The organism is Mangrovibacter phragmitis (assembly GCF_040429585.1).
Classification (GTDB): domain Bacteria; phylum Pseudomonadota; class Gammaproteobacteria; order Enterobacterales; family Enterobacteriaceae; genus Mangrovibacter; species Mangrovibacter phragmitis.
The window spans coordinates 5,596,058-5,621,684 of sequence record NZ_CP134782.1 but is presented as its reverse complement, the minus strand read 5'-3'; the positions used below and the strand labels follow the sequence as shown (position 1 = coordinate 5,621,684).

Sequence of the window (25,627 nt, the reverse complement as noted above, 5' to 3'; positions counted from 1 at the left end):
AAGACGTGATTTATGCTGCAAAGTGCGTAAACACTGTTGTGTCATCTCGTTTAAAGTGCCAGGTTTCGGTAATATATGCCAAATTTTTTCATCTCTGGAGAATGGTGATGCGAGGGGATTTTTACCAACAGTTAGCAGCGAACCTGGAAACGGCACGTAAAGAAGGCTTATTTAAAGAAGAGCGTATTATCACTTCTGCGCAGCAGGCTGATATCACTCTGGCGGGTGGTAGCCAGGTCATTAACTTTTGTGCAAACAATTATCTTGGATTAGCGAATCACCCGGCATTGGTTGACGCTGCGAAAAGTGGGATGGATACCCATGGTTTTGGTATGGCGTCCGTGCGTTTCATTTGTGGTACGCAAGACAACCACAAGCAACTGGAGAAGAAACTGGCTGGATTCCTCGGAATGGAAGATGCCATTCTCTATTCTTCCTGTTTTGATGCGAATGGAGGGTTGTTCGAAACCTTGCTGGGGCAGGAAGATGCCATTATTTCTGATGCGCTGAATCATGCCTCTATCATTGATGGTGTGCGTTTGTGCAAAGCGCAGCGTTTCCGTTACGCCAATAATGATCTTTCCGAGCTGGAAAACTGCCTGAAACAGGCTCGTGATGGCGGTGCCCGTCATATACTGATTGCCACTGATGGCGTGTTCTCAATGGATGGGGTCATAGCTAATTTGAAAGGTATTTGTGACCTCGCCGATCAGTATGATGCATTGGTAATGGTTGACGACTCTCATGCTGTGGGTTTTGTCGGTGACAATGGGCGTGGCACCCACGAATATTGTGACGTCATGGGGCGTGTGGATATCATTACCGGTACGCTGGGTAAAGCGCTTGGTGGTGCTTCTGGCGGTTACACCGCAGCGCGTAAAGAAGTGGTTGAGTGGTTACGCCAGCGTTCCCGTCCTTACTTATTCTCTAACTCACTTGCTCCGTCTATTGTTGCAGCCTCCATTAAGGTGCTGGAAATGCTTGAAGACGGTGGTGATCTGCGTGCGCAACTGTGGGCCAATGCCCGTTTATTCCGGGAAAAAATGACTGCGGCTGGGTTTACCCTGGCTGGAGCCGACCATGCCATTATTCCAGTTATGCTGGGTGACGCAGTTATTGCTCAGAACTTTGCCCGTGAACTACAGAAAGAGGGCATTTATGTAACTGGCTTTTTCTATCCGGTAGTACCAAAAGGCCAGGCGCGTATTCGTACTCAAATGTCTGCGGCACATACAACAGCACAAATTGAGCGTGCGGTTGATGCCTTTATTCGGATTGGCAAACAACTGGGTGTTATAGCCTGAGGGTTGTGTGATGAAAGCATTATCAAAATTGAAGGCAGAAGAAGGGATCTGGATGACCGATGTGCCTGAACCTGAAATGGGGCACAACGATCTCCTGATTAAAATCCGGAAAACCGCGATTTGTGGTACCGATGTACACATTTATAACTGGGATGACTGGTCGCAAAAGACTATCCCGGTACCGATGGTGGTCGGGCACGAATATGTGGGTGAAGTTGTTAAAGTGGGGCAAGAAGTAAAGGGTTTTAAACCGGGTGACAGAGTTTCTGGTGAAGGGCACATTACTTGTGGTTATTGCCGTAACTGCCGTGCCGGGCGCACTCATTTATGCCGTAATACCATAGGGGTGGGTGTTAACCGCCCAGGGTGTTTTGCCGAGTATCTGGTTATTCCGGCATTCAATGCGTTTAAGATCCCGGACAATATTTCTGATGAACTCGCAGCAATTTTTGACCCTTTCGGTAATGCAGTGCACACAGCCTTATCTTTCGACCTGGTTGGTGAAGATGTGCTGGTTTCTGGTGCCGGCCCAATTGGCATTATGGCTGCAGCAGTTGCGAAGCATGTTGGCGCCCGTAATGTCGTTATCACTGATGTGAATGAATATCGCCTGGATTTAGCTCGTAAGATGGGCGTTACTCGGGCTGTTAATGTTGCTAATGAAAACCTCGCAAGTGTCATGGCTGAGTTAGGGATGACCGAAGGTTTTGATGTGGGCCTGGAGATGTCTGGCGCACCGCCAGCCTTTCGTTCAATGCTGGAGACCATGAACCATGGCGGGCGAGTAGCCATGTTAGGTATTCCGCCGGCAGAGATGGCGATAGACTGGAGTAAGGTAATTTTTAAGGGGCTGTTTATTAAGGGTATCTACGGACGCGAGATGTTTGAAACATGGTATAAAATGGCGGCGCTGATTCAGTCCGGGCTGGATTTGTCCCCCATTATTACCCACCAGTTTAGTATCGATGATTTCCAGAAAGGGTTTGACGCTATGCGCTCCGGTCAGTCTGGTAAAGTTGTGCTGAACTGGGATTGATGTCGTTTTAGCCATTACCCCTTTTGTTGTACTGGCAGGTATTCCCGAAAGCGAGAGTACCTGCTGCTTCTTTGTGAATCTGTGGATTATTTACTTCCCTGCATTGCTATCCCTCTCACCCTTTTCTTTGTTCGCCATTGGTTTACTCTGTAGTTTTGGTGCATAAACAAGCATTTTTGATGGATTAGAGATATTCGAAAATGATAAATTACCGCCCGGTAAATTTTTGTTTCTTCCTGGAGCAAACAGATTTTTTACAAAAGTGATGGCTGAAAATGCAGGTTATTGATTTGATGGCGAAGAGATATAGCATAGAGATATTTCATTGTTATCTATATAAGCTATCTTTTCAGCTTTTTGACGCTATACTAGCGTAAAAGCGATATAATTGAAATTTACTATGATGAAATTAATTGGTTTTTTAAAAAAGCTTAACAGGGAAAGAAATTATAAAACAAAAGAGTTTAAGCGAAAAGTTAAACTTTATACAATGGCTCGCTTAATAGACGATAAATACATGCAGAGTATAAATTTCCACTCTGTAAATCGTGTATTGTTTCCGTTTGTCGACCTGGGAATTGGAGATGCAGTCTGTCACACAGGGCTATGGCATCAGTTAAAATCTGCCGGGTATATTGTTCAAGTTATTGTGGAAGAAAGAAATCGCCCTCTTTTTGAAAGAATTGAATATATTGATGAGGTTTATGTAGTCGATTTAAATAAAATAAATGATATGGGCAGAATCGAAACCGACCTGATTGTGAGCCTGTATTCATGGATGAAGAGAAAAGAGGTTTTTAATATTGCTATTTTAAAAAACATCAAATATAAATATGCAATTTCTGTTGGTGGGTGGATCCGCAAACCGTATAACCTCATAATTCCTGTCAGGCAAAAATTTCATATCACCAGTGCTCAGCGTGAAATCCTTGATTTTATGGGGGCTGGTGTAGAAGAATTGTCGTATCGTTTATCTGTGCCATTAGAAAATGAATTATTTTTATCCTCTTATCTTGATGATTTTAAAGATAAAAATTTAGTAGTGATAAACCCATTTGCGAGCGTTGATGAGCGTAGTTTTAACCTTGAAGAATTAAGTGTTCTGGTAGAGAAGGTAGCCAGCCAACGTGGAGTGCATGTTTTTATTATTGGTGAGGGGAGAAAAATTGAACCACTTAATAAACACATCAAGAAAGATAATGTATCAATATGCATATTTAATTCTTTATGGGATGCAATTGCACTCATTAAAAAAGCTGATCTAGTTGTTTCAGTTGATACTGCTATTGTACATATAGCCTGTGCTTTTGATAAGAAACTTATTGCTGTGTATTTTTCTATGCTGCTGGATCATAATAAGGAATATGAGGGGAATACAATATTCTCTCCCTTGAGCAGGAACGCAAAGCAACTTATTTTTGATAAGAAAGTTCATAAGCTTGATCTTGATTTGGTATGCAGTGAAACAATCAATGCATTAGCATGTGACGGTGATTGACCTCCAAATAATTGAGGGTTTATATCATTTATGAATTGTACAATAGGTGAATGTCGGCAATTAGGATAAATAATGGCCGACATTATCATTCTTATTTTTTCGCAATATTATTGTTCTTTTGAACAGGAATCCACCCCTGCCACTGGTGACGGAAATAATTAAACAAAGTACTTTGGCTGATACTGTCTTGTAGTACTTCAAAAAACCGTACAGGGGTGACTGGTGCTAATGGTTTTTTCGCTTTACACAACTGGGATCCACGGAAAGGATTACGTGGTAGCTGTTTTCCCGGGCCTGGTGGTGTGGAATGGTCCACCTGCGGCTCATTAAGCAGGCTACTCGGCCTGACTAACGTAATATCCGGTGGCAAGTTATAGACCATTTGCTGCAGTACTTTGACGGTGGTTGGGTGTGGGTGACCAATCGCTATGGCATAGCCATTATGGCGTGCCAGCTTTATTGCGCGGTTAAACTGGTAACGAATATCTGCTTCATTCTGCGTATCATCAAGAAACACATTGCGCTTAATGACCCTGACATGTGTGCCGATCGCCGCGCGCATTGACTGGCTGTTGCCAATGGTCATGCTATCCAAAAAATAGAGATTATAGCTGTTCAGCGCCTGCATCACTTTTTGCATGCCAAACAGGCTTGAGGTCATTGCGCTGCCCATATGGTTATTAAGCCCAACGGCATAAGGCACCTTGTTGACGGCATCGCGTACAATACGGTCAATTTCTGCACTGCTCATTTCCGGTCGCAGCGTATCAACCTCTAAAGGCTGTTTGCTGATAGGCGCCATGGGCAAATGTATCAGCACTTCATGCCCGGCATCGTGAGCTTTAGTGGCCATTTCCCTGGCATGGGGTGCATTGGGTAATACCGCGACAGATATGGGGGCGGGTAATGCAATAACCTGGTTTTCTGTATGTGGGCGGTAGCCAAAGTCATCAATAACGATAGCGAGGCGACCAGCCATAACGGAGGTACTGCAAAGTAGCAGTGTAGATGCGGCAAGCGCGAGTTGACGAAACTGAAGCAAAACTTATCTTCCCAACCACGGTTGTGGATTGACCGCCTGACCCTGGCGGCGAATTTCGAAATAGAGAGAAGGGCGACCCTGGCCTCCACTGCTGCCCACCAGTGCGATTGGTTGCCCTGCCCGGACTTGTGCGCCAACACTGACCAGCGCACTTTGGTTGTATCCGTACAGGCTCATATCACCTTTCCCGTGGTCGACAACGACAACAAGGCCATAACCCTGAAGCCAGTCAGCAAGGATGACCCTTCCATCCGCGATAGCTTTGACCTCGGTACCTTCACTGGCACCAATGACAATGCCCTTCCACCGTAACTCACCTTGCAGTTGTTCGCCATACCGATGAAGTATTGGCCCACGCACCGGCCAGTATGCCTGGCCACGCGGAGTCCCTAAACCACCGGTTCTTGCCATTAATTCCCGTTCGCTGGGTGTCGGTTTGTATGTGGTACCTTTTTTGGCTGCACTTTGTTCACGATCGCGAATTTTCTGCGCTTCCCGGGCTTCTTTATCTGCCCGGGCTTTTGCGGCGGCTGCCGCCCGGGCGATGCTGTTACGCAGGCGAGCTTCGTTCTGGCGCATTTCGTTAAGTTGTTGCTGGCCTGCCTGGATAGATCCTTCCAGGCTCCGCAGGGTTTTTTGCCGTTCATCTCGTGCGGCTTCCAGCTTTTCTTGTTGTGCTTTCTGCTCATAGAGCAGAGTTTGTTGTTCAGTTTGCTTATCTTCTAATTGGCTACGTTGTACAGCGACTTCGGCGCGGGTTTGTTTTAATTGCTCAATAGTTTCCTGTCGTGCCTGATTCAGATAGCCAAAATAAGCTTGCAGGCGTTCATTCCGCTGACCCTGTTCTCCATCGAGTAACATTTCCAGACCTGAATGTTTCCCCTGGCGAAAAGCCGCATCCAGCTGTGCCGCCAGGTTACGTTCCTGCATTGCTTTTTGTTTTTCGAGACGGGCGATTGAGGCGCTCATTTCTGTGATTTGCTTATCCAGTGCGGCGAGTGTCGATTGCGTCTCATGCAGTTTTTTACTGGCAACCGCAATGGCCTGCTCTTGTTTTTTTAGCTGAGCCAGTAGCTCTGTACGCTGTTGCATTTGCTGGCGCACAGCACGCTCTTTCGCGGCAATATCTTGCTGGATAGACTGGAGCTGTTGCTTGTCATCTGCCAGTGCAGATAACGGACGCAACAATACGCCAGCGCTTATCACGCTGGCGTAAAAGATGTGTTTCAAAGCTGAGCGGTGAGGCTTCAATGAGACACAGGTTATTGAAAAAATCGCTTTTCCCCTCATGGGGAGCGATTATTCCACGATGAACAGCGGCTTGCCAGTCATCTCTTGTGGGATTTCCATACCCATCAGGCTTAGCATGGTGGGAGCGATATCAGACAATTTTCCGCCATTCACGGCTTTTGTAGCGTTATTGCCAACATAAATCAGTGGTACAGGCAGGTTGGTATGGGCAGTATGTGCCTGGCCTGTAGACGGGTCACGCATTTGTTCGGCATTACCATGGTCTGCGGTGATAAGTAATTGACCATCAACAGATTCTACGGCCTTAACTACTTGCTCAACACACTTGTCCAGCGTTTCGACTGCAGTCACAGCGGCTTCAAAGACGCCTGTGTGCCCTACCATATCGCCATTAGGGTAGTTACAGATTATGGTGTCGTATTTCCCGCTGGTAATTGCAGCGACCAGCTTGCTGGTAAGTTCTGCTGAACTCATTTCAGGTTGCAGGTCGTAAGTCGCAACTTTCGGAGAATTCACCAGTACGCGATCTTCCCCTGGGAACGGTTCTTCTACACCACCGTTAAAGAAGAAAGTGACATGAGCATATTTTTCGGTTTCAGAAATACGTAACTGAGTTTTATTGTTTTTCGCCATCCACTCGCCAAAGGTATTAGCCAGTGAGGCTGGTGGGTATGCACAGGCGGTTTTAATGTCCGCTGCATATTCTGTCAGCATGACGAATTCGCTGAAGTTCACCACTTTTTTACGGGAGAAACCATCAAAGTCAGAATTGACGAATGCGCGGGTAATTTGACGAGCACGATCTGCACGGAAATTCATGAAAACTAAGGTATCGCCATCCTGCATTGCTGCATCGGCTTCGCCTGCTGCACGAATAACTGTCGGTTTAACAAACTCATCATTTTCATCACGAGCATAAGCCGCCTGTAAGCCGGCAACTGCGCTGTCTGCCTGAAATTCGCCCTGAGCTTGTGTCATCAGGTTATAAGCCAGTTCAACGCGATCCCAGCGATTATCGCGGTCCATGGCGTAATAACGCCCAATCAGAGACGCAATGCGGCCTTTGCCCAAAGTCGCGAACTTATCTTCAAAACGTTTCAGTGTCGCTTCAGCGCTACGTGGCGGGGTGTCGCGGCCATCAAGGAATGCATGCAGATAAATGGCTGTTGCGCCACGTTCAGCTGCCAATTCCACCATGGCCATGATGTGGTCTTCATGGCTGTGCACACCGCCAGGAGACATCAGGCCCATAATGTGGACGGCTTTATTTGCCGCAACAGCTTTATCAACAGCGGCAGTTAATACTGGATTTGCAAAGAAAGTACGTTCTTTGATTTCAACATCAAGACGCGTTAAATCCTGGTAAACGATACGACCAGCGCCCAGATTAACGTGACCGACTTCGGAGTTACCCATTTGGCGGTCAGGCAGGCCAACTTCAAGACCGGAGGCGTCAATCAAAGTGTGTGGACGTTGTGCCCACAAACTATCCATTACCGGGGTTTTAGCATTCAGAATGGCATTATCCTGTTTATCTTCGCGGTAGCCATAACCATCAAGAATAACCAGAACCATAGGTTTTTTAGAAACCGACATTGCAACAACCTCTTACGTAAAAGACACAATTCTTTTGCGTAATTTTACTACAGTTGGCCTCAGTAAATAGCCCCGGAAGATCAAAGAAAGCGTGGAGCCAGCTCACATATCTCCGGAGGGTTGATGTTTTTTTTCACCACTTGCAGCAGAAAATGCATAACCTGATGCTCTTTGGCTGTATTTAGAACAACGCGCAGGTATACTCCTTTCCTGGTTTTTTCACTGATTCGGGAGTTACAACCCCCCATGCAAGAGATTATGCAATTTGTTAGCCGTCATCCGGTGCTGAGTATCGCCTGGGTTGGCTTATTACTGGCTGTGCTGGTTACTACTTTCAAAGGCCTTGCCTCTAAAGTGAAAGTGATTTCACGTGGTGAAGCAACACGGTTGATTAACAAAGAAGATGCGGTGGTCGTGGACGTGCGCCAGCGTGATGATTTCCGTAAAGGGCATATTGCCAATGCAATCAATGTGCTGCCTAACGAAATCAAAGCTGGCAATGTGGGCGAGCTTGAAAAACATAAAAACAAACCCATCATTGTAGTTGATGCCAACGGTATGTCTTCGCAGGAACTGGCTGGCGCACTGAGTAAAGCGGGTTTCGAACAAGTGACCGTGTTGAAAGAAGGTGTTGCGGGCTGGAGTGGTGAGAATTTGCCTCTGGTGCGCGGTAAATAACCGGTAAATGAGGAGTTGTGATGGCTAATATTGAGATCTATACCACAACAACCTGTCCTTACTGCTCACGTGCTAAAGCGCTGCTGAAAAGTAAAGGCGTCTCTTTCAACGAAATCATTATTGACAGAGATGATGGGTTACGTACCCAGATGATGGAGCGTAGTGGGCGCCGTACAGTTCCGCAGATTTTTATTGATGAACAGCACATTGGCGGCTGTGATGACTTGTATGCGCTGGACGCTCGTGGTGGACTTGATCCCCTGTTAAACTAATTTTTTAGCTGTCCATTAATGATATTAAGGACAAAACGTTAAGGGTTGACACATGTCAGAACAAAATAATACTGAAATGTCTTTTCAGATTCAGCGCGTTTACACCAAGGATATTTCTTTCGAAGCGCCTCATGCACCGCACATTTTCCAGAAAGACTGGCAACCAGAAGTAAAACTCGATCTGGATACTGCCTCCAGCCAGTTAGCTGATGATGTGTACGAAGTGGTTTTGCGTGTTACTGTGACGGCTACAGTAGAAGAAGAAACCGCTTTCCTGTGTGAAGTTCAGCAGGGCGGTATTTTTACTGTCGGTGGTATTGAAGGTACACAACTGGCGCATTGCCTGGGGGCTTATTGCCCTAACATTCTGTTCCCGTATGCTCGCGAATGCATTACCAGCCTGGTTTCTCGTGGTACATTCCCTCAGTTGAACCTGGCTCCGGTAAACTTTGACGCGCTGTTTATGAATTACCTGCAGCAGCAGTCAGGTGAAGGTACGGAAGAACATCAGGACGCCTGATGACAATGAATGCCTCCATGACCGTGATTGGTGCCGGCTCTTATGGCACAGCACTGGCCATTACCGTCGCACGTAATGGCCACCATGTGGTTTTATGGGGGCATGATCCCGCCCATATCGCCACACTTGCGGCAGAGCGATGCAATGCCGCATTCCTTCCTGACGTTGCATTCCCTGATACTCTCCATCCGGAAAGCTCTCTGGCAAAGGCACTGGCTGCCAGCCGTAATGTTCTGGTTGTAGTGCCAAGTCATGTTTTTGGTGATGTTCTGCGTCAGCTTAAGCCACTGCTGCGCCCCGATGCCCGGGTTGTTTGGGCCACAAAAGGTCTTGAAGCAGAGACCGGGCGTTTGCTGCAGGATGTTGCAAGAGATGAGCTGGGTGACACTATCCCTCTGGCGGTATTGTCAGGCCCAACATTTGCTAAAGAACTGGCGGCTGGCTTGCCAACGGCCATTGCGCTGGCGGCCACAGATGACAAGTTTGCGGCTGACCTGCAGCATCTGCTGCATTGCGGGAAAAGCTTCCGCGTGTATAGCAACCCGGATTTTATCGGCGTGCAGTTGGGTGGCGCGGTGAAGAACGTGATTGCTATTGGTGCCGGGATGTCTGATGGGATTGGTTTCGGCGCTAATGCCAGAACTGCGTTGATTACCCGTGGGCTGGCAGAGATGTCGCGTTTGGGGTCTGCTCTGGGTGCAGACCCAACAACTTTCATGGGAATGGCCGGGTTAGGTGATTTAGTCCTGACTTGTACCGACAACCAGTCTCGTAACCGGCGCTTCGGTATGATGCTGGGGCAGGGCGCGGATGTGCAGTCTGCTCAGGATCAAATTGGTCAGGTTGTCGAAGGGTATCGAAATACCAAAGAGGTGCGGGCTCTGGCGCAACGTTATGGTGTAGAAATGCCAATAACTGAGCAAATTTATCAGGTATTATACTGTAATAAAGATGCCCGGGACGCCGCGCTGACACTACTTGGTCGTGCGCGCAAGGATGAAAGCAGTCACTGACGGAACGCGTGTTTATGATTAAAACCGGTGGCATATGCATATGTCGCCGGTTTCTTATTTCTGTCTGGAGAAAACAATGTCGTGTGAAGAACTTGACCTGGTTTGGAAGAACATTAAAGCCGAAGCCCGGGCATTGGCCGATTGTGAGCCGATGCTGGCGAGTTTCTATCATGCGACATTACTTAAACACGAAAATTTGGGTAGTGCGCTCAGTTATATGCTGGCGAATAAGCTTGCTTCAGCTATTATGCCAGCGATTGCCATCCGTGAAGTAGTGGAAGAAGCCTATTCTGCTGATCCTGAAATGATAGCTTCTGCGGCCTGCGATATTCAGGCTGTGCGCACGCGCGACCCGGCAGTAGATAAGTATTCAACGCCATTGTTATATCTGAAAGGGTTCCATGCGTTGCAGGCTTATCGTATTGGTCACTGGTTGTGGGGGCAGGGGCGGCAAGCTCTGGCGATTTTTCTGCAAAACCAGGTCTCAGTAACTTTTCAGGTTGATATCCATCCCGCTGCCCGCATAGGCCGAGGGATCATGCTGGATCACGCGACAGGTATCGTGATCGGTGAAACGGCTGTGGTGGAGGATGATGTGTCTATTCTCCAGTCGGTGACGTTGGGCGGGACAGGTAAAACCAGTGGTGATCGCCATCCGAAAATTCGCGAAGGCGTCATGATTGGTGCGGGAGCAAAAATTCTCGGCAACATTGAAGTGGGCCGGGGAGCCAAAATTGGAGCTGGTTCCGTTGTGTTACAGCCCGTGGCTGCACATACCACAGCAGCAGGAGTGCCGGCTCGTGTAGTCGGTAAACCCGACAGCGAGAAGCCATCAATGGATATGGACCAGCTCTTTAATGCCCTGAATCACGGCTTCGAAGATGGCGATGGTATTTAACGGCGTGGTGCTGCGCCATCGTAGCCCAGTTGGCGCCAGGCCTCATATACCACGACAGCAACAGAATTAGACAGGTTCATACTCCGGCTGTCAGCTACCATAGGGATACGAATTTTCTGTTCAGCAGGAAATGTATCGAGAATTGATGCTGGCAGGCCGCGTGTTTCCGGGCCAAACATCAAATAATCACCTTGCTGATATGCCACTGCGCTGTGCGCTGGGGTACCTTTTGTGGTGAGTGCGAATAGCCGGCCCGGTTGTTCTTTTTCAAGGAAAGCCGGGTAGTCGTGATGACGTATAACCGCCGTAAACTCATGGTAATCCAGCCCGGCTCTGCGCAGTCGCTTGTCATCCCATGTAAAACCCATGGGTTCAATGATATGCAGACGGAAACCTGTATTGGCACACAGGCGAATAATATTCCCGGTATTCGGTGGGATCTCGGGCTCAAACAAAACGATATTCAACATACAACAACCCCCTGGTCAGGGGCGCAAGAATAGCAAATTTAACCGTGCAGTAAAACGAGAGGCCGTGAAGGCCTCAGTTTGTACGATGATAAAGCGGTAACCACAATACTAAGCGTAATCCGCCTAATGGGCTGTCATCGGCTTTGACCCAGCCTCTGTGCTGCTGAATGGCGCTATCGACAATGGCCAGCCCCAACCCTGTACCACCAGATTCCCGGTCCCGGGCTTCATCTGTGCGATAAAATGGCCTGAAAATATGTTCCCGATCTTCCGGGCTGACGCCTGGGCCATCGTCATCCACCGTAACAGTAATCCCCTGGTTATCAACCGAGAAATTTACTGCAATATGGGTATGCGAATAACGCAGCGCATTGCGAACAATATTTTCCAGCGCACTTTCCAGCGCATTAGGGTTGCCATAAAGCAACCATGGGCCGGGTGGATAGGTGACTTCCAGTGATTTGCCCATCTGCTCCGCTTCAAATGCCGCATTGTCCAGCACTTCGCTCCAGATTTGGTTGGCCTTCATCGTTTCACTAACCAGCGCATTTTTTTGCTGATTACGCGACATGACCAGCAGGTCATTAATCATGCTGTCCAGGCGCTGTGCTTCCATTTCAATACGTTCCAGCTCTTTACTTTCGCCAGCACGTCGCCGCAACAACGCGGTACCCAGTTGAAGGCGGGTCAATGGTGTACGCAGTTCATGGGAAATATCAGACAGCAGCCTCTGCTGTGAGGTCATGACCCTTTCGAGAGCAGTGACCATTTTGTTGAAACTTGAACCGGCTGCCAGAAACTCCTGTGGGCCTGATTCGAGCTCAGGGTGTTGGCGAAGATCCCCATGAGCCACTTCATCTGCGGCCAGTTTAAGCCGGCGCGCCGGACGTGCCAGGCTCCATGCCAGCCATAGCAAAAGTGGAGAACTGACTAACATTGTGACAATGAGCAACAGCAATGGTCTGTCGAACAATAAATTAATAAAATCCGACTGAGAGCTGCTTGCCGGGCGAATTAAGTAAAGCTGATACATGTCTTCGCCATCACGAACAGCAAAGGGGCCGACCAGCTCAACCCGACCATATTTTTTCTTTTGTGGGTGTGCTGCGTTATCCGACTGACCGATAAAGTTACGGATAATTTGCATTTCATTGCGTTGGGCACCAATAACCCGCCCTTCACTGGTGACCAGCAATAAGCGTTGACCTGGTGGCGCCCATTTATCTATTGCCCGAAACAGACGCCGCCACCACATTAAATCGTTCGGTGGGTCATTAGCCAGTTCCGCTTCAACATGTTGTTCTATCATCATGCCCTGGCGTTGCTCACTTTGGAGCAGCTCGGTCATTTGCCGGGAGTCGAGTTTGGGTAACATCAACACCAGCATCAGCACCAAAGCGAGCGTAAGCCAGAAGATAGCAAATATACGGGCGGTAAGGCTGCCTATCATGAAGCGGACACCATCAGATACCCACGCCCACGTAATGTTTTGAACCACGGATGCCCATCTTTACGTTCGGGCAATTTACGGCGCAAGTTGGATATATGCATATCAATTGCCCGGTCAAAAGGCGTCAACCGCTTACCTAACACTTCCTGGCTTAAATGTTCGCGGGAGACAACCTGTCCAAGGTGTTGGGCCAACAAATACAGTAATGTAAATTCTGTACCGGTCAGTTCCAGTGTTTGCCCATCGAAGCTGGCTTCCTGGCGCCCTGGGTTCAGGCTCAGAGAATCAACTTCCAGTGTTGGTGTGCCGTTGTCGTTGCTTTGTTGCTGCTCACTCCAGTGCGAGCGGCGTAAAATTGCGCGAATACGGGCAACCAGTTCCCGGTCATTAAAGGGTTTAGGCAGGTAATCATCAGCTCCCAGTTCCAGCCCCAGAACACGATCCAGCTCGCTACCGCGCGCTGTCAGCATGATGACTGGAGTTTGGTATGTTTGCCGAAGTTCTTTCAGCGTATCAATGCCATTTTTCTTGGGCATCATGATATCAAGCAACAAAAGATCGATGCTGTCATCGAGGAGGCTGAGAGCCTGATCCCCATCATGAGCTACCAATACATTAAAACCTTCCATGTCGAGCAATTCCTTTAACAGGGATGTAAGCTCTCGGTCATCGTCAACTAACAGTATCTTATTCATTATTTAAATACCTCCGAGGCAGAAATTACGTCATCCAGCACGGCTAATCCATGACTTTACGTTGTTTTACACCCCCTGACGCATGTTTGCAGCGTTAATCGTAGACTGCATAACGTCGACTCACGGAGCATAAGGATTCAGGAGCATGTAATGTGCAAAGTTATCGCAGTTTCTTTGGCATCAGCGCTTGTTTTTATCAGCTGCAACAGCCACGCCGATGAAACATTTTTTGCAGATAACTGGCACCAGCAAACGAATAACGCATCACGTTTCAATATTGAAAGTCACATGTTCGATGGTATTAGTTTAACCGAACAACAGCGACAGCAGATGCGAGATTTAATGCAAAGGGCGAGATACAGTTTACCGCCTGTAAACCTGAATGAAATTGAGACCATGCATAAACTGGTCACAGAAAATCGGTTTGATGAAAGTGCTGTTCGTGCTCAGGCAGAAAAAATGGCACAAGAACAGGTGGATCGCCAGGTCGAAATGGCCAGAGTACAGCACCAAATGTACAACCTGTTAACGTCTGAACAGAAAGCGCTTTTGCAGAAGAAGCACAGCAAACGAATGAACGCTTTGCGAGAAATTGCAGAGTTACAGAATGTGTCTTCTGAAGAGTTTTATAGCAGTAATCGTAGTAACCAGTGATGAACCCTGTTTTCCTTGCCATAGACACCATCCCTGTCTTCCCCCACATGATGTGGGGGTTTTTTTTATCAGGTGCTTAGAAAAAATCCCTTATAAATCAACCTTTCTTGCAACAGCCATAAGCAGTTACAAGAAGGATATAGCGTTACGGGTGTAGACAAGATGTAGACAACATTGTCACACCGCCAACCCGCCGCCGAGAGGGTTTAACGTTACTGCGTGTTGCAGGTAATCAGGTGCAAGGTGAGCATAAACCATCGTCTGTTGTATGCTGGCGTGCCCCAGAATTTGCTGTAACGCAATAATGTTCCCCCCGTTCATCATGAACCAGCTTGCAAATGTATGCCGAAGCACATGCGTGGCCTGCCCGCGTGGTAAATCGGGCTTAACCTGTCTGAGCCGTTCGCAGAAGTTTTCATAGTCAACTTTGAACAGTGGCCCGGTGTCGCTGGTCTTGATCTCTTTCTCCAGTTCTTCCGATATGGGAACCGTGCGCTTTTTCCCATTTTTGGTCTTAAGGAACGTCACGCGCCCGTGATTAACCTGTTCACCGCGCAGCGTGCTGCCTTCACCCCAGCGTGCGCCAGTGCTGAGGCATAGCAGTGCTACGCGTCGATCGTCGCCGGTCAGAGTGTCCAGTAATTTGCTGATCTCTGATTTGGCGAGATAGGTCATAGCTGGGGGCGCTTCTTTCAGTGGTTCCAGACCCTTACAGGGGTTATCCTTCCTGAACTCTTCCAGCTTTATCAACGTGCTGAACATCCCGGACAAACGGTAAATATCCCGATTGATCGTTGCTGCACTGATACCGTCTTCCAGCCTTTGGCTTCGGTGCTGTGCAATCATTCGCTTGTTCAGTCGGTTAACGGCTGGATCACCCAACGCCCTGATCGTTTTATTCAGGTGCCGTTTTTCAATCTCGCCATTTTCCTGAGTCTGTCCATACAGCAGCCACCAGGTATCTAACAACTCGCTTAAGGTGCGGCGGTCAACGCTCGCGCCCAGCCATTCTTTTTTGTCGGCGTTGGCTAGTACATAACGCTCAAAAAGAACTGCCTCTTGTTTCTTCTCAAATCGCCTGCGGATACGTTTTCCGTTACGTCCGCGCGGCCATACGTCCACTTCATATTGACCACCTTCGAGCTTCTTAATCGACATAAGAAAGCCCTCTGGCGTTTATTTCTCCATCCTGATAACAGATAGTGAAAATGTAATGTTTATAAACGGTTAACCAGTTTGTTTCTCGGAGCGGTCTGATCCAGTTGACTCTGGCCCAATGTGTGCGAGGGCCGGTGCGATTTGACCAGCTTGAGGGGCGGTCTTATCTGTCATGAGCCAGAGCGTGTATTTTGCAAAGCGGGGATGTTGTGTGATCTTTAACAAGATTTCACTACCAACGCCTTCTCTTCTCCCCATCTCGTAATGCTTTTGAGTGCCTGCCGGAATACCTGTCAATTCAAAGAATTGAGTTCTGGATAACCCTTCTGCATCCCTTATAGCTCGAATTTTTTCCCCAATCCCGCTTGACTGGGTCTCATTTGATACCATATCATTCTCCTTGTTGGGTCTCAATTGATACCATTAAGATGAAATGGCAACCGCCAATATAAGCAGTTACAAGCCGAAATAAGCGCCTAGCGCCAATGGGGATTATGACACATGACTGAGAAAGATTTAGAGGGGTTCATTGAAGTGCGTCACGCCGTTGACGCAGTTCCATACCCAAAATTCGCCGAGTTAATCGGTAAGAAGCCCGCCACGGTTAAGAGCATGATTGAAGACGGTAAGTTGCCGATCATCCCGTGGAAGAACCCGGAAAGCCTGGGTGCCCGTGCTGAGAACTGGATCTATATTCCTGAGTTCAACCGCGCAATGCGTGACGCCTACTACAACCGTCCGAGAGAGCAGCGCGACGCTTGGTTGCTGTGGATCGGTCTTTGAGGTTATCGCGATGAGCCAGAAAACAGCCAACCACGAAAACCGGGTGCGTGAATGTAACAATATTCTGGACACCCATTTAAAAAATATGCAAACGGGCTTCATGATTCGCACCAATAGCGGCGAGTTTATGATCAGGGATAAAAAGCTGATTAAGAAAATAACCAAAGACGTGGCGCGCCATGTTGATGGTGAATTGCTTAAATTGGGAATGTGAGGGGGCTTTTGTGGCTGTACAATTAATACAGTTAAGTCGTCACTCATATTTATATCGTGGCTTCACGATTCAAAAGTGCCAGCGTAATCCATTTACGTTTAAGCACTCTTATCGTATTTCCAGTAATGGCGATTATTACGGGCGTGACTTTGCTTTAGCGGAAGCCATGCGCACGGTTGATCAGATGTATAAGCAAGGGGGCAGTAATGCACGATGAAGGCCCATCACTGGCAAGCCTACTTAAGCACGGGTGCCAGGTCACACACTTCAAGAACTCACGCGGCTGGCTGGAAACGCCGGACGGAAGATTTTTTAAGCCCGAACCGGCGAAGGTTCAATTTATCAAAGGTAAAAATAAACCGTTTATTTATACCCAAAGAATAAATAAAAGCTTCCTGCTTACACTGGCTGAATTATTTAAAAAGCTAATTAAGTAATTCGGTTTTAAAAAATCAACTCTGTTTTCTCCGCCTCTTTATTAAGTGGCGGCGGTTCAACTCATTCTTTTTTTGAGGAAGAGATTATGACCAGACGTGATCAATATAGCTTCATTTTGCATGTTCTTTTACCTGCTATCGAAAATGAAGGCTTAACCATTAAAACCCGCCGTGATGGTGAGTTAACCCTTTCTGCCACTGGATCAGTAACCACTAATTTTATCAGCAACCTGCGTCAGCACTGCATTGAAGAATTGCAGCGCCCTTCTATTCCCGCTTCCCCATACGGAGTTTAACGCGATGAAACATGTAATGATTGATATTGAAGCTTTGGATAAAAAGCCAACTGCGGCGATCGTCTCTCTTGCTGCGGCTGTATTTGATCCCATGACTGGCCGTGTTGATGCGTCAATGTATCGCACCGTCAACATTGAAAGCAGCGAGGCAGCAGGCGGAACCATCGGCGCAGATACTGTGAAATGGTGGTTTAAGAAGTCCCGCGATGTTCAGGCCGCTGTATTAAGCGATCAGGCTGTGCAGTTGGGCGTTGCTCTCGCTGACCTGAACTTGTTTGTTCTTGCGTATTGCGATGCTGATTCGGTAAAGGTTTGGGCGCGTGGCACTGACTACGATATGCCGATCATCAGCCACGCGATGCAGTCTATTGGTATCCGGCCAGTATGGAATTTCTGGAACGTTCGGGATGTTCGCACGGTTGAAGAAATATCTTTAATGGTTTGCGGGTACGCCTCCCGCCGTTTAGTTGATGAGAATAAGCACAATGCTGCCGCTGACGTCTGGAACCAGATTGCGCAGCTTTCTGACAATCTGAAAGCTATTGCAGCCGCTGGGAATGATAAATCGGCGGAGGCTGCATTATGATCCGCCCGTTCATCAAATGGGCAGGGGGTAAAACCCGTGTCCTCTCTGACCTGCTGCCGCATCTTCCTAAAGCCGACTGCCTGATCGAACCATTCGTAGGCGGTGCATCGGTATTTCTGGCGACTGAATACCGCCGCTATGTGCTGGCTGATATCAACCCGGATCTTATTAACCTGTATCGGGAAGTCACCCGTTACCCGGACTTAGTGATCGATGCGGCCCGCGAACTGTTCAACAGTAAGAACAGCCCGCAGGGATACAACGAAGTCCGCGCCGCGTTCAATAAGCAGGTGGGTACAGTAAAAAGCGGTGGGTTGCGTTATGGCGCTGAAATGGCGTGCATTATGCGCGCTGCTCAATTCCTGTATCTGAATCGCCACGGTTATAACGGCTTATGCAGATACAGCCGGAAGACCGGCTTTAACGTGCCGTTTGGCAAGTATAAGAGCGTCTACTTTCCTGAAAATGAAATCCGCCTCTTTGCCGAAAAGGCCAACGATACAAAGGCAATATTTCTTTGCGCGCCGTTCCAGCGTTCTCTACAGGTCGTCACGGGTGGCGATGTTCTCGTTTACTGCGATCCGCCTTACCTGCCTGAAAGCAAAACAGCCGATTTTACCCAATACCACACCGAACCATTCACGGAAGACAACCACCGCCAGTTAGTCCAGGCACTGCTGGAAGTTAACCGTAAGCATGGCGTGAAGGTCGTCATTTCCAACAGTGACACCGAAGCCACCCGCGCGATTTATCAGCCCTTCAAGATGCACGAAATCAGCGTGCAACGTTCCGTCAGCACCGACAAAGACAACCGCCAGAAGGCCAAAGAAGTGATCGGCGTGCTGCCTGTCTGCGACTGCTGCGGGCGTTACGGCGGCGGTTGCCCTGATTGTGGCGCCGTGATGGGTGATGCGACTTACAACGCGATGGTTGCGGCGGGCACGTTTGACGATCTGGAGGCTTTTTAATGGCAAAAATCTATATCGCTGGCCCGATGAGCGATTTGCCTGGATTCAATCGGCAGGCATTTAACCGTGCAGCCGGGCACGTAGTGCGACGCGGAAACGTTGCCCTTAATCCGGCGATTTTGCCGGATGGATTAGAGCAGGCGGAATACATGGATATTTGCTTCGCCATGTTGCGTTGTGCTGACGAGATCTTCTTGCTGGATGGCTGGCAGCAGTCTGCCGGGGCAAGAGCAGAATACGCGTTAGCTCAAAAGCTGGGGTTGAAGATCCAGCACCAGACGATCGATCGGTTCACGGGGGCGTAATGACCGCCGTAACCCGTGGCCGTCGCGCGCCCTCTCCACCTCCACCGTATCCGGGTAGCACTGACAATGCTATCCCTTACGCTTATGGCGGGAACAAACCATACCAGCCGATTGGCGTTGATGTAGCGCCGGGGCTGGATGGTTTCGACTATCTCACGCCGGATGGCACGCGTAAGCATATTGCGTTCAGTGAATTGGTAGCGGAAGACGAAAAGCCAGAACGCAGTAAGCTGCTGCGTCGCCGTCTGGCTTCACTTCCGCAGTATGTTCGCCGCCACTTTGCCGCGAAGCTTGATGCGCTGGACGCGAAAGACCGCAAAGCGGCAGACCACTGGCTGCTTAACACCTTTGAGCGCCACGTATTAACGCGTATTGATGGCGTGAACAGTGTTTACCAGCCTGACACTGTGATGCCCGGCATTCTGCTGCCAATCCGCGATCAGCTTTTCCGTATGCTTTGGGCAGGGAAAAAAGAGTTAAAAAGACTGGCTTATACGCTTGCCGATATCTTTACGAGCGAGTTTATACGCGAGTCCGATCACCAGTTGGCGCGCACCGGCGATCCTGAGTTCGCGGCGCTTTCTGGCTATGGGCGTATTGCGTCGCTGGCGGTGCATCTGAAAACGCCGATCCCCGGTTGGATAGCGTATTGCAATGAAGAACTTGAAGCGGAGGACGCGTTACGCGCGGTTCTTCGTCTTGAGTCACCGCAGTGGTGGTTAAACCGCCTGCGCCGTATCCATGCCCGATGGCGTGAGCATTTGATGATCGCAGCGGGATACGTCCAGAAAAAATCCTCCCCATACAGTAGCGCCCCTTGCCTTACGGAATGGCTGGCCCAGAAAAAGGCTAATCGTGAATACCTTAAGGCTATGGAACTGGAAGACCAGGACACGGGCGAGCGTATTTCACTGATCGATAAAGTCGCCGGCAGCGTTGCCAATCCGGCCAACCGTCGCCGCGAACTCATGACGAGGATGCGCGGATTTGAAGAACTGGCGAAGCTGGAAGGGTTGGCCGGTGACTTCTATACGCTGACAGCGCCTTCCCGTTACCACTCTATGCAGCATAACGGGCGCCGCAATAATAAATACTGTGGCGCGTCGCCGCGCGAGACGCAGCAATATCTTTGCAAAGTTTGGGCGAGAACTCGCGCCGCGTGGAAGCGTGCCGGAATACGCGTCTTTGGTTTTCGTGTCGTTGAGCCGCACCATGATGCAACGCCGCACTGGCACTTACTGTTGTTTATGCATCCGTGCGATATCGATCAGGCCCGCGATATTTTTTGCTATCACGCCCGGCGTGAAGATTCAGCAGAGTTAAAAGGCTCGGAGGCCATGAACCGGGCGCGTTTTCACGTTGAACCGATTGATCCGGCTAAAGGGTCTGCAACGGGATACATCGCGAAATACATTTCGAAGAATATCGACGGCTTCGCGCTGGATGGAGAAAAGGACGACGAAACCGGGGAAGACCTGAAGGAAATGTCTAGGCGCGTTAGCGCGTGGGCGTCGCGCTGGGCAATTCGCCAGTTTCAGCAGATCGGCGGTGCGCCGGTCACGGTATATCGCGAACTTCGCCGCCTGGGCAATCGTGAACTTGTTTTACACCCTGAACTGGAAACCGCACGGCAAGCCGCTGATGCAGGCGAGTGGGATAACTACGTATTAGCCCAGGGTGGCCCGTTGGTTGAGCGCGATAATCTGCGTATCCGTCTGAACTATGAAACCACTGAAAACGGCAACGCCTACGGCGATGACGTCCAGCGAATCACCGGTATCTATTGCCCGATTACGGGCAATGACTCTTTGATCTTCACCCGCACCACTCAATACAAAATCGTGCCGAAGCGCCAGAGCGCTGACGGTGTGGCCGTTGACGTTGGTTTTTCAGGCGGCAACGCCGCCCCTCGGAGTTCTGTCAATAACTGTACGCGGGATCCCGCGGCAGGTGCTGACGGTGTTGAACATGCCGCCAGCGAAGCTACAGGACAGTCAGGAATGACTGTGCCAGCTGAGGGCGTGACGGTGAATTTTGATGCGCTTTCACGGCAGGAAAAGCGAGAACTGGCGCAGCGGCTTAGTGACGATGTGCGAAGTAAGCGTAAAAAACGGCCACCGGAACGGGAAGAGGGGGCCGGGCTATCCGTGAAAGAGCAGCAGATCAGTGAACTGCTGGCGCTGCGTGGGATTGATGCCAGCGCCGGAATGGTCAGATCGATGATGGCCGGTGCGTCAGTGGCGTGCGGTGATCTTGTTATGACCGTGCAGGACGGGCGGTTGGTATCGCGCAACCGCGCCGCGTCCGGGCTGGATAAGCTGCCGTCGCAGGTGATGGCAGCGAAGAAAAAGACAAGCGACCTCGTGAACAGGATGAAGGCTGCGTTTTCGGGGCGGAAGTAGGGCGCCGATCGGCATGGTCGGCTTTGACAGTGTGGTACCGAAATACCGCGATGGCCGGAACGGTCAGCTTTGACGGTGTGGTACCGGATTCCGGCAAATACAGCCATTTCCGGCAGTGTTGGCCATACATCGAGAACCGTCATTTTTAACAGTGCTGCAGGTTGTTCGAAAGGACGGTGCCAGCTGAGGACGAAAGAGAATGAGCTATCTGGGAAGTAAAGCGGCGAGCGGGGTTTATCAGAAGATTATTGCTGAAATGCCCCCGCATGATACCTACATTGAAACCCATCTGGGAGGTGGGGCGGTGATGCTGCGTAAGCCACCGGCGATGTGCAATATAGGGATCGATGTTGACGGGCAAACACTTGAAGATTTCGCACATGAGCATAATCGCCTTTACATCGATCTGGTTCGGGCTGACGCGGTGGACTACCTGAACAATTATGATTTTTATCGTGCGGGCCGTGTCCTGATCTATGCCGATCCGCCGTATCTGCATGAAACCCGCACCGGAAACGCGCGCTATCGCTATGAATATTCTGTTGCAGATCATGAGCGGTTATTGTCCTGCCTGGTCAGCCTGCCGAAAAACGTTTCCGTTATTCTTTCTGGCTATCCATCGCAGCTTTATGACGAAAGTTTAACAGGCTGGCGCAGCAAAGAATTTCAGGCAATGACGCGCGGCGGCGTGCGAACAGAAAAAATCTGGATGAATTACCCGGAAGGGCGCGCGTATACCCACACGTTTGCCGGGAAAGACTACAACGATCGGCACCGTATTAAGCGCAAAGTTGAACGCTGGCGCGCGAAATATGCGGCCCTTCCTCCTGCTGAAAGGCTGGCGATCATGGTGGCGCTTAACGAGGTTGACGCAGGCCAGTGAATGGCTTTGCGAGGGGGCCGAAAATCAGTGCAAAATTCCGCGCAAAACTGCACAAATTTTATGTTGGTGATTTTTCAGGAGCAGACCAGACGGGGCGGGCCTTCCGGTAGTCTGCACATTTGCACAAAAAAGCGGGGTTTCTGCGTGCGGGCGAGGCGGGGGAATGAGCGCGCGCTGAGGGGTGGGATAGGGTCGGTATTATCTGCGCAGATTTTCGCGCCGCTGCGCCTCGCTGCTGCGTCGTTTTCGGTTCGCCGTGGTGGTTTGAGGCAAAAGAAAAGCCCCTGCCAGCGGGCTGCTGAGGGGCTTACGTGCGGTGTGGTCAGTTGCGGCCGTGCTGGCCGTTCCACGGTGGTGGTGGGTGTGTCCGGGCTGGCGTCAGATCGCTGCCTGCAATAGTGCGTAAGGGTTGAAGCGCACCACGTCGATCCCCAGCCAGTCGTTTAACTCTTTCAGGCTTTCTTGTATCGGGGCCAGTTCGTTGATGGAAAACACCTTCGCCGCTTTCTCTACGTCGCCGAAGCCACCGGAGTTATTCGGCATTACACCAATCAGAACGGGCGGCACGCGGTGCGCTGCTAACAGATCGTCGCGGGTGGCGTCTTTGATGCCGGTAAACTCATCCTTCGCCGCCACCTGGCTGAACGGCATAATTTGCAGACCGTCTTTTTTCCCGCCTGCCGCGTAGACAAAAAGGTTTTTAAAAGCACCGTTGCCGCGTGCATCTTTCAGCGACTTCTTAAGCTTTTCCACATCGTTATTATTCGCCACCGGGTCAGTGAGGTAGACGATCACACCCGCATGACTGCCGTTAATGTAGTAGTTGCGGCGGAACACCGTTGCTTCACCGTTCAGCATGGCGCTTTGTAGCGCGGCCAGATATTCCGGCGCGCCGTAGATCTCCTGGTGCGGGCTGGGGTTCTTGATCTGGCAGACGCTGCCAGGTTCGAACGCGTGATCGTCAACGTAGCGCGGAACAAACCAGAATTGCGCCGGGTCTATGCCGCGCCGCGTATATTTTGCCTGGCTGTGCCGCAGTTCAATCGGCTGGCCGAGTCGGTTGCGGCGGCATTCCATGTAACAGTTACCGAAAATTAAATAATCCTGCACCCAGGCGGTGAACTCCTGCCGGGTCAATAGTGGGTGTGGTATGTAGCAACTGGCGATAACATTGCGTTTAAATATCAGCGGTGACTGGTGATAGGCGGCAACGTCGAACATGCGCGCCAGCCCGTAGGGGCTGATCGGTGGTTCATACCAGCGGCCATTGTTATGGCATTCGAGGCACTCCATAAGAGACGCGCGATCGTTGACTGCGATCGGGTCGCCAAAGCTGAAAGATTCCACGCTTTCCAGCGGGGTGGTTGCGTTGCTGGCCGTGCTGGCTGGCGCAGCAGTTGGCGCCCTGAATTTCTTTTTGCCGCTCAATTAAAACTCCTCCACAAAACTGCCGTTATCGCCGGTCACTTCCGCGCCGATCGGTTCGTTGTAAATGCCCTGCATAGTTGCCCATGCCAGATCGCCGTGATTGCTGCCACGGGCCCGATCGGACTGGTAGGTAATAACGCCGCCTGCGGTGACTTTACGCACGGTCATAAACGACTGTGCGAGATCCATCATTCCGGCGTCGAACTCAAAGCGCCCGGCGCGAATGACCATCAACATTTTGAGCACCATCGACCGCTTAAGAACCGGTGAATAGTTGTATTTAACCGCCTGCGGGAAGAACTTGATCACCAGTTGATAAACCGCATCGCCGATCCCCGTGCCGTCGATAGCAATGTGCTGCACGTTGTAGCGGGTGGTGATCTCTTTAATAAAATTGGCCTGCTCTTCGTACTCCATGCCGCGTAACTGGTGGCGCTCTACCGCGCGGAACTTACCACCAGGCACGGCTGGTGGGGCCAGCACAACCAACCCGGCGCTGTCGCCTTTGCCGCTGCTGCCATTGGGGTCATAGCTAACCCAGACAGGGCGATTACCCAGCGGACGGGGTGCAAACGGGTTCCAGTCCGGCCACGCGTCCGGCATGTAGCCATCAACGCCGCAGCCCAAAATTGCGTTGTAGTCGAAGGCGCGTTCCCCTGCTTTAACGAAGGTACATCCGTACAGGTTGGCGTATTCGTCAAGGGAGTTTTCGCTACGGATTTCATCAATATCAACCAGATCGAAACCAAGCTTCATGGCGTCTTCCAGCGTGACTATCTGGCGCCAGATGTTATCCCCGCATAGCTTGCCGTTTTTCAGTGCCTTATAACTGGTGTCGATATCCACCCGATCGGATCGGCGGCGGCTTTCATTGAACTGATCGCCAGTCCAGAAGGGGTAGGCTTCATGTTCTTCACTGGAAGGCGTCGAAAAGTAGGTGCGGCGTAGTCCTTTTTGTGTCGCCATGCCTGCGGCCACCGAGCGCAGTTTGATGAAATTACTGATCCAGAAGACTTCATCAAGGTACAGATCGCCGGTGTAGCTCTGGGCCGTCGCAGCGGAGGTGCCGAGAAAATACAGGATCGCACCGTTGCTTAACTCAATGGCATCACCGCCTTTAAGTTCTACGCCGATTTCCCTTGCCAGCTTCTGGATGAACCGCTTGAACTGGAACGCCTGGGCGCGGCTGGCTGACAGGAATATCTGGTTATTTCCAGTTTCCAGCGCACGCAACAGCGCTTCGCGGGCAAAGTACCAGGTGGCACCAATCTGGCGCGATTTGAGGATAAAGCGGTTACGCCGGTTCCACTGTTTGAACCAGCGTTTTTGATGCTCGTATAGCGAATCAAAGACCAGGGCGCGAAGCTGGGTTATCTGTTCTTCGGTGAAATGGTTTTTCGGGGTCTTCGCCTTCTTCTCTTTCTCCTGGTCGCGTCGCTCATGACGTTCAAAGCGGTCAAGCTGGCGCGCCAGCAGGTCAATTTCTTTGAAGTCCTTCGGGGTTTTTTCGTCCTTTTCCATCAGGCGCAGGTAACGAACATGCGTGCGATCCTGCACCCGCTGCATGGGGGTGGCTTTATCCCATTCATAGCGGCGGCGCCAACTGTAGATCGTGTTAATGCTCACCCCGATTTCCTTAGAAATCTGAGTGATGCTAAACGCCTGCCAGTAGAGGCTTTTGGCTTTTGTGCTGAGGTCTTCGGCTGTATTCATGGCAACAGGCTATCGCGCTCGCGCGCGCAACAATATCGCCGCTGGTTGTCGCCTGAGTCCGACAAAGTGAAGGCTTT

Annotated in this window: 29 protein-coding genes; 19 read left to right on the top strand and 10 right to left on the bottom strand. The window is 50.2% G+C overall.

Annotation, left to right across the window (positions count from 1 at the left end; genetic code table 11):
- Positions 1 to 107: 107 nt before the first annotated feature.
- The 3 genes from kbl to MPHASIOC01_RS26985 all read left to right on the top strand — a co-directional run bounded on the left by kbl (position 108) and on the right by MPHASIOC01_RS26985 (position 3,838).
- Positions 108 to 1,304: a glycine C-acetyltransferase gene (kbl, locus tag MPHASIOC01_RS26995; RefSeq protein ID WP_064596169.1), complete on the top strand. Its 1,197-nt coding sequence runs from the start codon at positions 108 to 110 to the stop codon at positions 1,302 to 1,304.
- A gap of 10 nt (positions 1,305 to 1,314) precedes the next feature.
- On the top strand, positions 1,315 to 2,340 hold the full coding sequence (gene tdh / locus MPHASIOC01_RS26990; protein ID WP_064596167.1) for an L-threonine 3-dehydrogenase: 1,026 nt from the start codon (positions 1,315 to 1,317) through the stop codon (positions 2,338 to 2,340).
- Positions 2,341 to 2,740: 400 nt separating this feature from the next.
- Positions 2,741 to 3,838 carry a glycosyltransferase family 9 protein gene (locus tag MPHASIOC01_RS26985; RefSeq protein ID WP_353613650.1) on the top strand — a complete coding sequence of 366 codons (1,098 nt, stop codon included), beginning with the start codon at positions 2,741 to 2,743 and terminating at the stop codon, positions 3,836 to 3,838.
- A gap of 91 nt (positions 3,839 to 3,929) precedes the next feature.
- Here the strand turns inward: MPHASIOC01_RS26985 and MPHASIOC01_RS26980 are convergent, their stop codons facing one another.
- From MPHASIOC01_RS26980 to gpmM, 3 genes are read right to left on the bottom strand one after another with little or no spacing between them, the layout of a single operon-like run.
- Positions 3,930 to 4,880 (bottom strand): divergent polysaccharide deacetylase family protein, encoded by a 951-nt coding sequence (locus MPHASIOC01_RS26980; RefSeq protein ID WP_353613649.1) that lies wholly within the window; start codon positions 4,878 to 4,880, stop codon positions 3,930 to 3,932.
- 3 nt (positions 4,881 to 4,883) lie between these two features.
- Positions 4,884 to 6,170: a murein hydrolase activator EnvC gene (gene envC, locus MPHASIOC01_RS26975; protein ID WP_353613648.1), complete on the bottom strand. Its 1,287-nt coding sequence runs from the start codon at positions 6,168 to 6,170 to the stop codon at positions 4,884 to 4,886.
- A gap of 9 nt (positions 6,171 to 6,179) precedes the next feature.
- A complete protein-coding gene (gene gpmM / locus MPHASIOC01_RS26970; RefSeq protein WP_353613647.1) occupies positions 6,180 to 7,727 on the bottom strand; it encodes a 2,3-bisphosphoglycerate-independent phosphoglycerate mutase in 1,548 nt (515 codons plus the stop codon).
- Positions 7,728 to 7,973: 246 nt separating this feature from the next.
- On the opposite strand from gpmM, the gene MPHASIOC01_RS26965 reads away from it, so the two are divergent.
- From MPHASIOC01_RS26965 to cysE, 5 genes are all read left to right on the top strand, one after another.
- Positions 7,974 to 8,405 (top strand): rhodanese-like domain-containing protein, encoded by a 432-nt coding sequence (locus tag MPHASIOC01_RS26965; RefSeq protein WP_064596162.1) that lies wholly within the window; start codon positions 7,974 to 7,976, stop codon positions 8,403 to 8,405.
- Positions 8,406 to 8,425: 20 nt separating this feature from the next.
- The gene (gene grxC / locus MPHASIOC01_RS26960; protein ID WP_064596160.1) at positions 8,426 to 8,677 is read left to right on the top strand and encodes a glutaredoxin 3; all 252 of its coding nucleotides are present in this window, start codon (positions 8,426 to 8,428) and stop codon (positions 8,675 to 8,677) included.
- A gap of 52 nt (positions 8,678 to 8,729) precedes the next feature.
- Positions 8,730 to 9,197, top strand: coding sequence for a protein-export chaperone SecB (secB, locus tag MPHASIOC01_RS26955; protein WP_036115781.1), 468 nt, complete (start codon positions 8,730 to 8,732; stop codon positions 9,195 to 9,197).
- Positions 9,194 to 10,210 (top strand): NAD(P)H-dependent glycerol-3-phosphate dehydrogenase, encoded by a 1,017-nt coding sequence (gpsA, locus tag MPHASIOC01_RS26950; RefSeq protein WP_156519017.1) that lies wholly within the window; start codon positions 9,194 to 9,196, stop codon positions 10,208 to 10,210. Before secB ends, gpsA begins: the two co-directional genes overlap by 4 nt.
- Positions 10,211 to 10,286: 76 nt before the next feature.
- A complete protein-coding gene (gene cysE / locus MPHASIOC01_RS26945) occupies positions 10,287 to 11,108 on the top strand; it encodes a serine O-acetyltransferase (RefSeq protein ID WP_353613646.1) in 822 nt (273 codons plus the stop codon).
- Here the strand turns inward: cysE and trmL are convergent.
- The 3 genes from trmL to cpxR form a co-directional block, all read right to left on the bottom strand.
- Positions 11,105 to 11,578 (bottom strand): tRNA (uridine(34)/cytosine(34)/5-carboxymethylaminomethyluridine(34)-2'-O)-methyltransferase TrmL, encoded by a 474-nt coding sequence (gene trmL, locus MPHASIOC01_RS26940; protein ID WP_353613645.1) that lies wholly within the window; start codon positions 11,576 to 11,578, stop codon positions 11,105 to 11,107. The two genes, cysE and trmL, sit on opposite strands and share 4 nt — an antisense overlap.
- Positions 11,579 to 11,651: 73 nt before the next feature.
- Complete coding sequence (cpxA, locus tag MPHASIOC01_RS26935; RefSeq protein WP_064596153.1) at positions 11,652 to 13,028, bottom strand: envelope stress sensor histidine kinase CpxA; 1,377 nt, start codon at positions 13,026 to 13,028, stop codon at positions 11,652 to 11,654.
- Positions 13,025 to 13,723, bottom strand: coding sequence for an envelope stress response regulator transcription factor CpxR (gene cpxR, locus MPHASIOC01_RS26930; protein ID WP_036115795.1), 699 nt, complete (start codon positions 13,721 to 13,723; stop codon positions 13,025 to 13,027). The genes cpxA and cpxR overlap by 4 nt, the downstream gene beginning before the upstream one ends.
- A 150-nt stretch (positions 13,724 to 13,873) precedes the next feature.
- Here cpxR and cpxP point away from each other — a divergent pair, with 150 nt between their 5' ends.
- The gene (gene cpxP / locus MPHASIOC01_RS26925; RefSeq protein ID WP_353613644.1) at positions 13,874 to 14,377 is read left to right on the top strand and encodes a cell-envelope stress modulator CpxP; all 504 of its coding nucleotides are present in this window, start codon (positions 13,874 to 13,876) and stop codon (positions 14,375 to 14,377) included.
- A gap of 177 nt (positions 14,378 to 14,554) precedes the next feature.
- On the opposite strand, the gene MPHASIOC01_RS26920 is transcribed toward cpxP, so the two are convergent.
- Positions 14,555 to 15,535, bottom strand: a complete 981-nt coding sequence (locus MPHASIOC01_RS26920; protein WP_016246739.1) for a tyrosine-type recombinase/integrase — start codon at positions 15,533 to 15,535, stop codon at positions 14,555 to 14,557.
- A 69-nt stretch (positions 15,536 to 15,604) separates the two neighbouring features.
- On the bottom strand, positions 15,605 to 15,925 hold the full coding sequence (locus MPHASIOC01_RS26915) for a DNA-binding transcriptional regulator (RefSeq protein ID WP_016246740.1): 321 nt from the start codon (positions 15,923 to 15,925) through the stop codon (positions 15,605 to 15,607).
- A gap of 111 nt (positions 15,926 to 16,036) precedes the next feature.
- Here MPHASIOC01_RS26915 and MPHASIOC01_RS26910 point away from each other — a divergent pair, with 111 nt between their 5' ends.
- The 10 genes from MPHASIOC01_RS26910 (at position 16,037) to MPHASIOC01_RS26865 (ending at position 22,409) form a co-directional block, all read left to right on the top strand.
- The gene (locus MPHASIOC01_RS26910) at positions 16,037 to 16,318 is read left to right on the top strand and encodes a Cox family DNA-binding protein (protein ID WP_000136421.1); all 282 of its coding nucleotides are present in this window, start codon (positions 16,037 to 16,039) and stop codon (positions 16,316 to 16,318) included.
- Positions 16,319 to 16,328: 10 nt separating this feature from the next.
- The gene (locus MPHASIOC01_RS26905) at positions 16,329 to 16,532 is read left to right on the top strand and encodes a hypothetical protein (RefSeq protein ID WP_054628203.1); all 204 of its coding nucleotides are present in this window, start codon (positions 16,329 to 16,331) and stop codon (positions 16,530 to 16,532) included.
- A 10-nt stretch (positions 16,533 to 16,542) separates the two neighbouring features.
- On the top strand, positions 16,543 to 16,749 hold the full coding sequence (locus MPHASIOC01_RS26900) for a DUF4761 family protein (RefSeq protein ID WP_353613643.1): 207 nt from the start codon (positions 16,543 to 16,545) through the stop codon (positions 16,747 to 16,749).
- The gene (locus MPHASIOC01_RS26895; protein ID WP_047749498.1) at positions 16,739 to 16,969 is read left to right on the top strand and encodes a phage filamentation protein Fil family protein; all 231 of its coding nucleotides are present in this window, start codon (positions 16,739 to 16,741) and stop codon (positions 16,967 to 16,969) included. The genes MPHASIOC01_RS26900 and MPHASIOC01_RS26895 overlap by 11 nt, the downstream gene beginning before the upstream one ends.
- Before the next feature lie 86 nt (positions 16,970 to 17,055).
- A complete protein-coding gene (locus MPHASIOC01_RS26890) occupies positions 17,056 to 17,265 on the top strand; it encodes a hypothetical protein (protein WP_023309725.1) in 210 nt (69 codons plus the stop codon).
- Between the two features lie 4 nt (positions 17,266 to 17,269).
- Entirely contained in the window at positions 17,270 to 17,851 is a 582-nt protein-coding gene (locus MPHASIOC01_RS26885; RefSeq protein WP_353613642.1) for a 3'-5' exonuclease, read from the top strand.
- Positions 17,848 to 18,819 carry a Dam family site-specific DNA-(adenine-N6)-methyltransferase gene (locus MPHASIOC01_RS26880; RefSeq protein WP_353613641.1) on the top strand — a complete coding sequence of 324 codons (972 nt, stop codon included), beginning with the start codon at positions 17,848 to 17,850 and terminating at the stop codon, positions 18,817 to 18,819. The genes MPHASIOC01_RS26885 and MPHASIOC01_RS26880 overlap by 4 nt, the downstream gene beginning before the upstream one ends.
- Positions 18,819 to 19,124, top strand: a complete 306-nt coding sequence (locus tag MPHASIOC01_RS26875) for a DUF4406 domain-containing protein (RefSeq protein WP_353613640.1) — start codon at positions 18,819 to 18,821, stop codon at positions 19,122 to 19,124. The genes MPHASIOC01_RS26880 and MPHASIOC01_RS26875 overlap by 1 nt, the downstream gene beginning before the upstream one ends.
- The gene (locus tag MPHASIOC01_RS26870) at positions 19,124 to 21,526 is read left to right on the top strand and encodes a replication endonuclease (RefSeq protein ID WP_353613639.1); all 2,403 of its coding nucleotides are present in this window, start codon (positions 19,124 to 19,126) and stop codon (positions 21,524 to 21,526) included. The genes MPHASIOC01_RS26875 and MPHASIOC01_RS26870 overlap by 1 nt, the downstream gene beginning before the upstream one ends.
- A 199-nt stretch (positions 21,527 to 21,725) precedes the next feature.
- Positions 21,726 to 22,409: a DNA methylase gene (locus MPHASIOC01_RS26865; RefSeq protein ID WP_045900636.1), complete on the top strand. Its 684-nt coding sequence runs from the start codon at positions 21,726 to 21,728 to the stop codon at positions 22,407 to 22,409.
- 378 nt (positions 22,410 to 22,787) lie between these two features.
- Here MPHASIOC01_RS26865 and MPHASIOC01_RS26860 read toward each other — a convergent pair whose 3' ends face one another.
- Both MPHASIOC01_RS26860 and MPHASIOC01_RS26855 read right to left on the bottom strand, forming a co-directional pair.
- A complete protein-coding gene (locus MPHASIOC01_RS26860; RefSeq protein WP_353613638.1) occupies positions 22,788 to 23,837 on the bottom strand; it encodes a phage portal protein in 1,050 nt (349 codons plus the stop codon).
- Positions 23,838 to 25,550: a terminase large subunit domain-containing protein gene (locus MPHASIOC01_RS26855; protein ID WP_353613637.1), complete on the bottom strand. Its 1,713-nt coding sequence runs from the start codon at positions 25,548 to 25,550 to the stop codon at positions 23,838 to 23,840. It abuts the gene before it with no gap.
- Positions 25,551 to 25,627 lie beyond the last annotated feature (77 nt).